Annotated in this window: 9 protein-coding genes and 1 tRNA gene; 6 read left to right on the forward strand and 4 right to left on the reverse strand. The window is 61.7% G+C overall.

Translation table 11 applies throughout. The annotated features are described in order from the left end of the window. The first annotated feature begins 22 nt into the window (after positions 1-22). Positions 23-796: a TraX family protein gene (locus G1C98_RS02560; RefSeq protein ID WP_169078924.1), complete on the forward strand. Its 774-nt coding sequence runs from the start codon at positions 23-25 to the stop codon at positions 794-796. A 132-nt stretch (positions 797-928) separates the two neighbouring features. On the opposite strand, the gene G1C98_RS02565 is transcribed toward G1C98_RS02560, so the two are convergent. Next, a complete protein-coding gene (locus G1C98_RS02565; RefSeq protein ID WP_169078926.1) occupies positions 929-2,338 on the reverse strand; it encodes a glutamate/gamma-aminobutyrate antiporter GadC in 1,410 nt (469 codons plus the stop codon). Between the two features lie 358 nt (positions 2,339-2,696). Continuing rightward, positions 2,697-4,133, reverse strand: a complete 1,437-nt coding sequence (locus G1C98_RS02570; protein WP_169078928.1) for a glutamate decarboxylase — start codon at positions 4,131-4,133, stop codon at positions 2,697-2,699. Positions 4,134-4,454: 321 nt separating this feature from the next. On the opposite strand from G1C98_RS02570, the gene glmM reads away from it, so the two are divergent. From glmM to G1C98_RS02590, 4 genes are read left to right on the forward strand one after another with little or no spacing between them, the layout of a single operon-like run. Beyond that, complete coding sequence (gene glmM / locus G1C98_RS02575; RefSeq protein ID WP_169078930.1) at positions 4,455-5,840, forward strand: phosphoglucosamine mutase; 1,386 nt, start codon at positions 4,455-4,457, stop codon at positions 5,838-5,840. Positions 5,841-5,864: 24 nt separating this feature from the next. Next, positions 5,865-6,518 carry a peptide deformylase gene (locus tag G1C98_RS02580; protein ID WP_169078932.1) on the forward strand — a complete coding sequence of 218 codons (654 nt, stop codon included), beginning with the start codon at positions 5,865-5,867 and terminating at the stop codon, positions 6,516-6,518. A gap of 14 nt (positions 6,519-6,532) precedes the next feature. Then, entirely contained in the window at positions 6,533-7,912 is a 1,380-nt protein-coding gene (locus tag G1C98_RS02585; RefSeq protein ID WP_169079184.1) for a PolC-type DNA polymerase III domain-containing protein, read from the forward strand. A 38-nt stretch (positions 7,913-7,950) separates the two neighbouring features. Continuing rightward, positions 7,951-9,105 carry a glycosyltransferase gene (locus G1C98_RS02590; protein WP_169078934.1) on the forward strand — a complete coding sequence of 385 codons (1,155 nt, stop codon included), beginning with the start codon at positions 7,951-7,953 and terminating at the stop codon, positions 9,103-9,105. Here G1C98_RS02590 and G1C98_RS02595 read toward each other — a convergent pair. Together G1C98_RS02595 and G1C98_RS02600 are read right to left on the reverse strand one after the other, a co-directional pair. Next, entirely contained in the window at positions 9,089-10,114 is a 1,026-nt protein-coding gene (locus G1C98_RS02595; protein ID WP_169078936.1) for a threonine aldolase family protein, read from the reverse strand. The two genes, G1C98_RS02590 and G1C98_RS02595, sit on opposite strands and share 17 nt — an antisense overlap. A gap of 71 nt (positions 10,115-10,185) precedes the next feature. After that, positions 10,186-10,261, reverse strand: a tRNA-His gene (locus G1C98_RS02600). A 324-nt stretch (positions 10,262-10,585) separates the two neighbouring features. Between G1C98_RS02600 and G1C98_RS02605 the strand changes: the two genes are divergently transcribed. After that, a complete protein-coding gene (locus G1C98_RS02605) occupies positions 10,586-11,635 on the forward strand; it encodes a bile acid:sodium symporter family protein (RefSeq protein WP_169078938.1) in 1,050 nt (349 codons plus the stop codon). The last annotated feature ends 1,053 nt before the right edge of the window (positions 11,636-12,688 follow it).

Raw genomic sequence — 12,688 nt, forward strand, 5'->3', positions numbered from 1 at the left:
AGGCCATGAACGAGAGGAACATATGAAACAGCAGGATACGAAAACCGACAGCAGCGAGCTCATCGGGCGTCGCAAACCGAGGCGTCGCGGGTGGACGGTGTTCAACCTCAAAGTGATCGGCGCCATCTTCATGTTCCTGTCCGTGGCGAGCGTCACGCTGGTGCCCGCGATGTTCGGCGGCGACATCACCAAGGACATGACGGCGCTGAGCGTCGCCATGATCTGCGAGATCGTCTCGTGGTGCGCCATCCCGATCTACGCCTGGCTGCTGTTCGACGGGTATCGCCATACGCATAGCCGCTGGATGTATCTGCTGCAGCTGCTGGTGCTCGCCATCGTGTGCGAGGTGCCTTACGACAAGGTGACGTCCGGCAAGTACGTCGACCTGAATTCGCAGAACCCGGTGTTCGGTCTGTTGATCGCGCTGATCGTGATCGCCGCGTTCGACTGGATCAAGCGCCGCTACGAGGGCGCGATGCAGTATGTCCTCATGGTCGTGCTGGCGATCATTGGCCTGCTGTGGAACCTGATGCTGCACATCGGCCTGAGACAGGGCGTTATGAACGTCGGTACAATCACCCTGGCGTTCGTCCTGATTTTCTATCTGATGAACAAGCGTGAGAACACCATGATGATCACGGCCGGCCTGATGGGCGCGGTGTCGTTCATCGCACCGGCCGTCGGCGTCGCGTTCCTGCACTACCGCCGTGACGAGCTGGGCTACAAGCATGCATGGACCAAGTGGGTGTTCTATGCGCTGTACCCGCTGATGCTGCTGATAGGCATGGCCGTGTGAGACGTTGTGGCTTTCGCCGCGGCAGACATGCACGTGAGGGCGTGCGTCGGGGAATCCGGCGCACGCCCTCACGCGTACTAGGGGAAACAATGCCGGTGCGTTACGGGCGCAGGGCTATGGTCATGGGCCGCCTCATTTCGTTGGATTGACGAGGATGCTGGTGGAATCGCGCTTCTCCTGGTCGGTTCTCAGGTCCCAATCGGCGCGACGCAGCGCGTACATGATCAGCGGGGGAACACCCAGAACCACCACGACCACCGCGACCAGCAGCGCATAGCCGAGCGACGACATGCCGGTGAATCCGGCCGGGCGCACGAAGGTGAGCACGAATGCCGCGGCGGCGGCCACGAATCCCACGCCCGCGATCCAGTTCAGCGCCGGGACGCGGTAGGTGCGCACGACCTCCGGGTGGCGGATGCGCAGGCGGATCGCCGCGGCGAACATCATCATGTACATGATCAGGTACAGGGCGGTGGCCATATCGACCAGTGTGGCGAATGCGGTGTTGCCGTTCGGGATCAGCACGAACAGCAATGCGAGCACGGTGACGATGACGCCCTGCGCCAGCAAGATGCCCTCCTGCACGCCGGCGGCATTGCGCTTCTGCAACGCCGGGGGCATCAGACCGGTCCGCGCGGCGGATAGCAGGCCGCGCGACGGTCCGGCGATCCAGGTGATGACCGAGGAGAACGCTCCCAGCGCGATGAGCAGGGAGATGACCGGCACGCCCCAGCTCATGCCGAAGTGGTCGAAGAACTCTTTGAATGCCAGATTGATGCCGTCGATCAGACCAAGCTCCCTATGCGGCACGGCGAAGGCGATGGCCAAGGTCGGCAGCACGAGCACCAGCAGGATCAGCACGGTGGACAGCACCGTGGCGCGGGGGAATTCACGCCCGGGGTCCTTCATGTCGTTGGCATGCACGGCGTTGACCTCCATGCCCGCATAGGCGAGCACATTCGATACGATCAGCACGATGGAGGCGATGCCCGTCCATGGCGGAAGCAGCGCGGAGACGCGCAGCGAGGTGTGCATCGGTTCGCCGGTGCACAGCCAGACGACTCCCAGCACGATGAGCAGCGCGGCGGGGAAGAGCGTGCCGATGAGCCCGGAGACGGAGCCGACCTTGGCGAACAGGTTGCCGCCACGTAGGGCGACCAGCGTGGAGATCCAATACAGCACGATGATCACCACGGCCACGTATACGCCGTTGTTGCCGAGCGAACCCGAGCCGAACACGTACGACAGGCTCACCGCGATGAAGGAGATCTGGATCGGGTACCAGACGACGTTCTGGATCCACTGCAGCCAGATGGCCACGAATCCGGCGCGGTTGCCGAAGGCCTCGCGCACCCAGACGTACACGCCGCCTTTCCAACCGGTGGCGAGTTCGGCGGAGACCAGGGCCGTGGGGATGAGGAAGAACACTGCGGGAATGAGATACAGCAGCACCGAGGCCAGCCCGTAATCCGCCATGGCGGGAAGCGAACGCAGCGAGGCGACCGCCACGACGGTCAGGATCGCCAGCTGGCCGACCGACATGAGCGCCTTGCCGGTGCTACGCGTCCCGGTCCGTGCCGGGGCAGACGAGTGCGCACTGGCGGTGCCGGAAGTCGAGGACGGAGGCGTCCCGGTCCGATTGACCCCAGATTCCAGGGGCGCCGCCGCACCGGTATTGTGCGCAACGATGGCACATGGCTTCTTGATATGAATGCTCATTGCAGCCAGCTTTCATGAATGATGTGGTCTTAGGGAAGAATGATTGATGCATGTGATAGTTAAAACTAAATCAATTGTCTAATTATGATATGGAAAAAAGACGCCCCGGAGGGGTTGCCGCTAGTAGAGAGAGAAGAGTCGCGTCGAACCCCTCCGGGGCGCCTTGCCGGTTCGATCCGGTTCAGTGATGGAAGACGGAGGCCCTTGCCTCGGACGGCATCGGGGCCTGCAGGCCGTCAAGGTACTTCACGCATGCCTTGAGGTCCTTGAGGAACGACTCGGCCAGATCATGGCTGAATCCGTTGCGCACCACGATGCGCTGCACGGTCACGTCGGTCAGGTCGACGGGCATCGGGTAGGCGGGCACCAGCCAGCCCTTCATGCGCAGACGGTCCTGCAAGTCGTACAGGTTCCACTTGCGTCCCGGCTTGTCCTTGAGCATCCATGCGAAGACGGGGATGTCGGAACCGTCGTTCCACAGCGTGAAGTCGTCCATCGCGCCGATCTGCGACGACAGGTACTTCGCCACGTCGTGCGACGCCTGCTGCACACGGCGGTACCCCTCGAATCCGAGGCGGAGGAACATGTAGTACTGCAGCAGCACTTGGGCGCCCGGGCGGGAGAAGTTCAGCGCGAAGGTCGGCATCTCGCCGCCAAGGTAGCTGACCTTGAACACCAGGCTGTCCGGCAGATCGGCGGTGGAACGCCATACGACCCAGCCGAGACCGGGGTAGACCAGTCCGTACTTGTGGCCGGAGGTGCTGATGGACACCACGCGCTTGACGCGGAAGTCCCATGCGAGATCGGGCTGGATGAACGGCGCGATCATGCCGCCCGACGCTGCGTCGACATGGATGTGGACATCCAGTCCGGTCCTCTCTTGGATGCGGTCGAGCGCCTCGGAGATCCGCTGCACCGGCTCATACATGCCCGTGTACGTCACGCCCATGATGGCGACCACGCCGATGGTGTTCTCATCGACGTACTTGTCCAGATCGTGGCCATCCATCACCTTGTGCTCCTCGCTGATCGGCACGAAGCGCGGCTCGACGTCGAAGTAGTTGCAGAACTTCTCCCAGCACACCTGCACCGCGCTGCTCATGACCAGATTCGGCTTGTCGGTGGGCAGGCCTGCGGCCTTGCGTGCCTTGACCCAACGGCGCTTAAGCGCCAGCCCGCCGAGCATGCAGGCCTCCGACGAGCCGATGGTGGAGGTGCCGATGGCGTGGTCCGTGTCCGGGTCGTTCCACAGGTCGGACAGCATATGCCAGCAACGGGTCTCGATCTCCGCGGTCTTCGGGTACTCGTCCTTGTCGATCATGTTCTTGTCGGCCGCCTCCATGTAGAGGCGATTGGCGTAGTCGTCCATCCATGTGCCGACGAAGGTGGCGAGGTTCAGGCGGGCGTTGCCGTCGAGCATGGCGTCGTCATGAACCACCTGATAGGCGGTTTCCGGCAGGCTGCCGGTTTGTGGGATGCGGTTCTTCGGGAACGCCTTGGCCTCCTTCGGCCGCGCGAAGATGGGGTTGATCTCCACGCTGTCCGCCGGGTTTGCGGCTTCTTCGGCGCTGCAGCGGCAGCCGGCGTCGATAGTGGTGTTGGAATGCATGTCTGACATCGCAACTTCCTTTTCATTGGTGCGAACGTACTCTGCGTTCGTGCTTACAAGATAGACATATGACCCCTATTTGTGCATATAAATCTCCGTCGAATTCGCTACATGGATACAGGTTTTGCGCCGTAGGGCATCGGTGCTATTCGCGCGCGGGTTGCACAAAGGTATGTGCGATGCGCTGAGCGCCGGGCGTTTCGTCTCAGGGCGTCCGCATGGTGAATGTGAAAATGGACCGGAAATGCGGCTTTGACGGCAAGGCGGTGAACCCCGTTGAGTACGATGGTGCGCGGAAAGACAATTTCAGATAGCAAGGACTGAATACTCATGCCGAACATGTTTGGAACCGATGGCGTTCGAGGATTGGCGAATAGGGATCTGACCGCGCAGCTGGCATTGGACCTCGGCGATGCCGCCGTACGCGTACTGGGGGACAGCAATGCCAAGGACGGGCAGCCGGAAGGGCGTCGCCGCGCGCTGGTCGGCAGGGATACCCGAGTCTCCGGCGATTTTCTCGCCTCCGCACTGTCCGCGGGCATGAGCGCCGGCGGCTTCGACGTGATCGACGCGGGTATCATCCCCACTCCGGGCGTGGCCTTCCTCACCTCCGTGCTCAACGTCGAGATGGGCGCGGTGATCTCCGCATCCCATAACCCCATGCCCGACAACGGCATCAAGTTCTTCGCCCGTGGCGGCTTCAAGCTGCCCGACAGCAAGGAGGACGAGATCGAGGCCGTGCTCGGCCAGGATTGGGAGCGTCCCACCGGTGCCGGTGTGGGCCGTGTCAGCCACGACACCGTGACCGCCACCAACCTGTACATCGACCATCTGGTCTCGGCCGTCGCGCCGATCGAGGCCGGCAAGCCCCAGCCCACGCCGCTGAAAGGTCTGAAGGTCGTGGCCGATTGCGCCAACGGCGCCACCTCCGTGGTCGCCCCCGAGGCCCTGCGCCGTGCAGGTGCCGACGTCATCGTGATCAACGCTTCCCCCGACGGCTACAACATCAACAAGAACGCCGGTTCCACGCACCCCGAGCAGCTGCAGGCCGTGGTCAAGGCCTCCGACGCCGATATGGGCGTGGCCTTCGACGGCGACGCCGACCGTTGCCTGGCCGTGGACGAGGACGGCAACATGGTCAACGGCGATCAGATCATGGGCATTCTGGCTCGTTCCAAGAAGCGCGAAGGCAAGCTCGCCCACGATACGCTGGTCGTCACCGTGATGAGCAACCTCGGCCTGAAGCTGGCGCTGAAGGACATGGGTATCTCCACCGTGCAGACCAATGTGGGCGACCGCTACGTGCTTGAGGAGATGCTCAAGGGCGGCTACACGCTCGGCGGCGAACAGTCCGGGCATGTGATCAACCGCGAGTTCGCCACCACCGGTGACGGCACCCTGACCGCACTCACCCTGTGCAACGAGGTGGTGAAGTCCGGCAAGAGCCTCAAGGAGCTTGCAGCCGACTTCCCGCAGCTGCCGCAGACCCTGGTCAACGTGCCCAACGTCGACAAGCTCGCATCGAAGACCAACCCCGTGGTGCTTGAGGCTGTCCGCAAGGAAGAGGCCATGCTCGGCGAAACCGGCCGCGTGCTGCTGCGTCCGTCCGGCACCGAACCGCTGGTGCGCGTGATGGCCGAGGCCGCCACCCAGCAGCAGGCCGACGAGGTCTGCGCTCGTCTGGCGAAGGTCGTCGCCGACGAACTCGCCCTGTGAGGCCCTGAAGCGGAAAGGAAACCCATGTTCGGCAAGAACAGCAAAGTCGACCTCGAACTCAACCGCGATGTCGAGCAGCTCATCAAGACCGGCGGCAAGGAGCACATCCTGCCCATCGTCCAGGCGGGCGAGCCGGTACTGAGGCAGCAGACCGCCGCATACACCGGTCAGCTGTCCAAGCACACGTTGGCCAAACTCATCGACACGATGCACACCACCATGCTGGAGGCTCCCGGCGTGGGGCTTGCGGCCACGCAGATCGGCCTCGGGCTGGCCCTGGCCGTGCTTGAGGACCATATCCGTGACGACGAGGACGATCCGCGCGAAATCGGCGAACTGCCGTTCCGTGTGATCATCAACCCCGTATACACGCCGGTCGGCACCGAGACCCGCAGCTTCTATGAAGGCTGCCTGAGCTTCGACGGCTACCAGGCCGTCCGTCGCCGCTGGCTCGACATCGATGCCGAATGGGACGACGAGAACGGGGAACACCACAAGGAACGCATGCACGGTTGGCCGGCCCGCATCTTCCAGCATGAAACCGACCATCTGAGCGGTGAGCTGTACATCGACCAGGCCGAGATCCGTTCGCTCACCACCTATGAGAACCTTGAGGATTTCTGGTGCGAGGACCCCGTCCCCACACAGGCCGCCAAGGAGCTCGGTTTCAAGCTGTGACGGCGGAAGACGGCATGACCTGGCGGAACGAGGCAAAAGGCGATATTGGGCAATGGCAGCTCGCCATGCCCAAGGATGCGGATGGAAACACCATCGACTGGCAGTGGATCGGCTCGCTTGACCTGGATCGGGGCATCGGGTGTCTTGCACCGGAGGAGACTTCGGAATCGCTTGACCCGCAACGCATCCATGACATGTTGCGCGACGACTACGCCACCCGCGACAGGCTTGAGCCGATCATCGCCCAATGCAGCACGTCGTTCATGACCGATTTCGACAGGCATATCGATTCATACCGGCTGCCGCGCGCGCTTGCTTATGCCAACCGTCGCCTGAACGACGAAATCGATCTGCTGCTGCTTGCCGGCGAACGGCTGAAGCTATGGACGGTGTCCCGTAAACGCCAGGGGCGCGGCACAGCCGTGGTGCTGGGAGCCCCCGAGCCGGGAGGGCATTTCCCTCCCGGTGTCGAAGTCGACGATATCCGCGATCGTACGGCGGACATTCTCAACGAGCGCGCCGAGCGACGCAAGGCCGAACGCGCCCAACGTGCATCCGCATCCGCGCTCAGGGAACAGGCCAGTCTTTCGGGAGTCGGCGGGGCGGCACATGCCGAAGGTGCAAGCCAGCCGACCGGGAAATCCACGCATGACTGGCGCAATGCATATCTGCCCGGTCGCGACATCGACACGGTGATGGGCATCGACATCGAGACGACCGGAACTGACCCCGCCAGAACCTACATCATCGACGTCGGCTTCGAATACATGAACATGCGTTCGCCTCGGCCGTCCGCAATGCCGGGCGGCTACGCATACGCCGAATCCCGGTATGCCTCGGGCGAGGCATATGGCCAGTCCAGGCTGAGTTTCGGCGTCACCGAACGGAACGCCGAGATCGGCAATCCGTTCATCGCCAAGCTCACCGGCATCGACGTGCATGACCGCGGTCCGGCCAGCGGATGCCGCATGTTCGACGAGTGGCCAGAAGCGCAGGCCGGCCTGCTGCAGCGTCTCATCCAGCAGCCGTATGTGGCACACAACGCCACCTTCGAACATGGTTTCTTCATGCTGAACGTCGCCGGATACGCCGAAGCCTACCGTGCCGGCGGCATCGTGATCGTCGACACGATGCCGATGAGCAGGCAATGGGACCCGGGCTCCGTGGCAAGCGACAGCCATCCGTATGGGGACAACACCCTGGACGCCTATGCCAAACGGCAAGGGGCCTTGAGCGCCGACCAGAACGAGCGGCATCTGGGATTGGAGGACGCCCATATCATGCTGGTGGCCATGAAGCATCATCTCGATTGGCTGCGTGAGCAGGGGAGTGGGCCCTGGGGCTCGGATGGCAGGCCGGGCGTCGGCGGCAAGCAGTGCGGGCGGCGCTACTAGCGGCGGCTGGCCACGAGCGTGGCGGTACCATGGAAGCCATGCACAAGCAACAGCAGCCGCAGGGCGGCAAGCTCACCATCGCAATGGTGGTCGATTCGGTGGGCAACCAGGGCAACGGCACGTCGAATTCGGCGCTGCAATGGGCGCATGAACTGGAACGGCAAGGCCACCATGTGAGGCTGGTTGGCATCGGAGCCCCCGTCTACGCCGCGCGCGTCCGCCATGTGCCCCTGGTTTCCTGGGTGGCCGCGAAGCAGCAGATGCAGTTCGCGCAGCCCGATGACGATCTGTTCCGCCGTGCCTTCAACGGCGTGGATGTGGTGCATGTCTACATGCCCTTCGCATTCGGGCGCAGAGCCGCCGCAGTCGCCAGGCAGATGGGCATCCCGGTAACGGCCGGCTACCATGTGCAGCCGGAGAACGTACTATATTCCGCCGGGCCATTGCGATACGTCCCCGGCTTGCCCCATCTGATCTACCGTCTGTTCCACTATTGGCTGTATCGCGACATCCGGCACATCCATGTGCCCACCGACATGACCGCGCGTTTGCTGCGCAGGAACGGATACCGGGCGAAGCTCCACGTGATCTCGAACGGGTATTCGCCGCGGTTCACGCCGTCCCCGTCGTCCCGGCGATCCGGTGACGGCAAGCCGTTCCGCATCATCGCGTCCGGCAGGCTGACCCACGAGAAGGACCACATCACACTGATCAAGGCGATCGAACGCAGCAGGCATGCGCAGGACATCGAGCTGGTCATTGCCGGCACCGGACCGCTGCGGCATTATCTCGACATCCAGGCGCGTCGCAGGCTCAAACGCCCGGCAAGTATCGGCTTTCATCGCAACGCCGACATGCCGGACCTGCTCTGTTCGGGCGATCTGCTGGTGCATTGCTCCATAGCGGACATCGAATCCATCAGCGTCATCGAAGGCATGGCGTGCGGTCTGGTGCCGGTCATCGCGGTATCCGACCTGTCCGCGGCAGGCCATTTCGCGCTGCTCCCGCAATCGAGGTTCCCTGTGCGTGACGCGGCGGCGCTCGCCAAGCGCATCGACTGGTGGATCGAACACCCGGAGGAGCGAGCCGAATGGAGCGAACGATATGCGCGGCATACGGCGCAATGCTATTCCGTGCGCTCCAGCGTGCAGGCCTTCGTGGCCATGGAACGCGAGGCTATAGCAGATCGATGAGCTGATCGGTCTGCTCCTTCGTGGTCGCCCAGCTGGTGCAGATGCGCATCACCGTATGCGTGTCGTCCGCCTTCTGTGTGAAGCCGAGCAGCACATGCTCTTCGAGCCGCATACGTGTCGGCTCGTCCAAGGTGACGAAGATCTGATTGGTCGGTGCGTCGAAGGTCAGCGTATAGCCCTTCTCGCGCAGCGCCTTGCGGATCCGATCCGCGCATTCGTTGGCGTTGCGGGCGATGCGGAAGTACAGGTCGTCGGTGAACAGCGCATCGAACTGCACGCCCAGTAGGAAGCCCTTGGCCAGCAGGGCGCCATGCTGCTTGATCAGGGTCAGGAAATGCCTGGGCGTGTTGTGCTTCGTGAACACCACCGCCTCGCCGAACATGGCACCCACCTTGGTGCCGCCGATGTAGAACACGTCGGCGATGTCGGCCAGGTCCTGCAACGTCATGTCGCAGCCGGTCGCGGTAAGCGCGTAGCCGAGACGCGCGCCGTCCACGAACAGCGGCATATCGTATTTGTGCGCCACGTCGGCGATGGCCTGCAGACGCTCCTTGGAATATACGGTTCCGTATTCGCTCGACTGCGATACATAGACGCAGCCGGGGAAGACCATGTGCTCGTAGTTGCCGTCCGCATAGAACGTCGCGCAGAACTCGTCGAGTTCCTTCGCGTCCATCAGACCGTTGTGGTGGGGGATGGTGAGCACCTTGTGACCGGAATACTCAATGGCACCGGCCTCATGCACGTTCGGATGCCCGGATTCGACGGCGACCACGCCCGCGTACGGCGGGGTGATGGCGTCGATGACCACCTGGTTGGTCTGCGTGCCGCCGACAAGGAACCAGACATCGGCGTCCGGCTTGCCGCAGGCTTCACGGATCTTGGCCTTGGCCTGGTCGCAGATGGCGTCGCTGCCATAGCCGGGGTAGGAGTCGGTGCCGATGGCGTTGAGCGCATCGAGCACGGCCGGGTGCGCAGCCTGGGAGTAGTCGTTTTCAAAATGCAGCATGGTGTCTCTTTCCTGCGTGGCTTGTGATTGGTTCGGATACGAAAAAACCCTTCCGCAGGGGAAGGGTTTCGTGGGGTGGATAACGCGGCTCGAACGCGCGACCTTCTGAACCACAATCAGATGCTCTACCAACTGAGCTATATCCACCATGTTCATGTGAACGGCGAACCGTTTCGCACAACGAGTGATTACTATACACGGTTTTTCGTCTTCGTGTGCATCGGCGTGTTGCGGATACGCGTCGTGCATATGTCTTGCGTGCGTTATGGGGCAGATGCGGCATATATGACGGGTTTTTCTCGTTCATAATATGAATGCTCCGATACATGGAAAGCGCTGCTGGGGCAAGGTGGGACGCGCTGTCCGAAGAACATGCCCAAAAGGCACAGCGGTCATGCCGGCGGCGGAGTGATCGGTTTTGTCCGCCCGGCATATGGAAAGAGAACACAAGAAGAGTACAAGAAGAGGAAAATGCAGAAAGTCAAAGCCTTTGGAGATTGGCTTACCAAATGGTTCACTGCGATCGTGATCGTGTGGGCCGTCTTTAACTACTTCGTGCCGCAGACGAGCCTGTGGGGGAAGTCCTATACGGGGTACTTCCTGGGCGTCGTGCTGTTCGGCATGGGATTGACGCTGACGCTTGACGATTTCAAGCGCATCCTGACCCAGCCGCTGATGGTGATCGTCGGCACCGTCGCGCATTTCGTCATCATGCCGCTCGTGGCGGTGCTGCTGTGCTGGATCTTCCATCTTGACGGTGCACTCGCCGTCGGTGTGATCCTGGTCGGCTGCTGCCCGTCCGGCACCTCGTCCAATGTGATGAGCTACCTGAGCCGTGGCGACGTGGCCCTGGACGTGTCCATCGGCATCCTGTCCACGCTGTGCGCACCGTTCATGATCCCGCTGCTGATGCAGTGGCTCGCGTCCCAGTACGTGACGGTTCCCGCCCAGTCGCTGTTCCTCAATGCCGTCAAGGTGGTGCTGTTCCCGATCGCCCTTGGTGTGATCTGCCATGCCATCTTCAAGGAGAAGATCGAGAAGGTCACGGTCGCGCTGCCGATCGTTTCCCAGGTCGCCATCCTGCTCATCATCGGCGTGGTGGTCGCAGCCAACGGCCCGAAGCTGTTCGTGGCCTCCTCCCTGCTGGCCATTCCCGTGGTCATTCTTCATAACCTGTGCGGCTATGCGCTGGGCTTTGGTTTCTCCAAGCTCATGTACAAGGTGTATCCGAAGGGCTTCCGCTATGCGCAGCAGAAGGCCATCACCTTCGAGGTTGGCATGCAGGATTCCGCTTTGGGCGCGACCCTGGCGCTGACGTCGTTCGCGTCCAATCCGCTGGCCGCGGTTCCGTCCACGTTCTTCAGCGTGTGGCACAACATCTCCGGTTCCGTGCTGTCGAGCTGGTGGCGTGAGCATGACGACAAGCATCAGATCCACCCGGATTCCGATAACGGAGAGAAAGGATCCGCTGCGAAGGCGCATGCCGACGGTGCTTCCGATACGAAGCCTGCCAACGCCTGACGGCGAACGAGGCAGGCAACAGCCCCTGAACCGCGCAGAACGGATCAGGGGCTGTTCGTTTTCGTTGATGGAAAACGATAAAATGTTCGTTTTTGTTCATTTGGTATTATTGCCATGATATGTTGAAAATATTGACGTTATGACCTGTTGCATGCCGTGTCGTATGTTCGGAATGATGTATACTGTAACCGAAGGCCGGAGTTGCAGACTGGTCGAGAATTCGTCAGATCGCAACGAAGCGCCATGGCCGTGAGGTACAAGCGCAACGCCTTCGAAATAATTGAAGATAGCAGGCATGCAAGCGGCGAGAAGTCAGCAAAGAGGCTGGGCCGCTGAAACGAGGTGATTGGTTCCGAAGCGCAGCGCAAGGTGGCGCGGACGCTCGGAAGCGAAACGATGAGATGGATAGCAGGAGGGTGGCTCCGGCAGCGGAATTGCCGGAGCCACCCTTTGTTATGTGCCGTTATGTGCCGCATGATTTTCATTGCAGATTCGTGATTGGCCTTGCTGGAGACCGCCGATGCGGCGGTTGATTCGCAACACCGATGTTGCCTTCGGGCGAGCCGGTTATGGGCGTGGTGATGGCGGTTCGCTCTTATTCGGTTTCATGGTTTCACATCTCTTGTACGGCAACAACGTGTTCTGTGTCTGGAGGTAGCTGTGATTCGTGCCAAGCCGCGCCAATCAGTCTCCTGCGTGGCGATTTCTGAATAGGTTCCACATTTGGCTGTGCTGAGATGTCGCCAGCGTAGCCGTTTCCGTATGGAGGCCAGGTCCGACCATGGGAGCAGGTCCCAGGTGCAGCCGTTGTGTAATGGTACCCGGGTTTTGCCACGCTGAGGGATGGTATATGATGCCTAATCCGGCTGTGTTCCGTAGTTTGCCATGCTGAGGTGCAATACGTGATATCAAGCGCGGCTGGGATCCGTGTCTTGCTTCGCAGGATGCCCATTAGCGAGGCATGCCCGGAATAGGATCCGTGTCCTGCTGCGCTGAGCAGCCTTCTGTATGGCAGTTGTGGGCTACGCCCCATGTTTTGCCACGTTGGACTAC

Origin of the sequence: Bifidobacterium erythrocebi, from assembly GCF_012932675.1 — a bacterium.
Classification (GTDB): Bacteria; Actinomycetota; Actinomycetes; order Actinomycetales; family Bifidobacteriaceae; genus Bifidobacterium; species Bifidobacterium erythrocebi.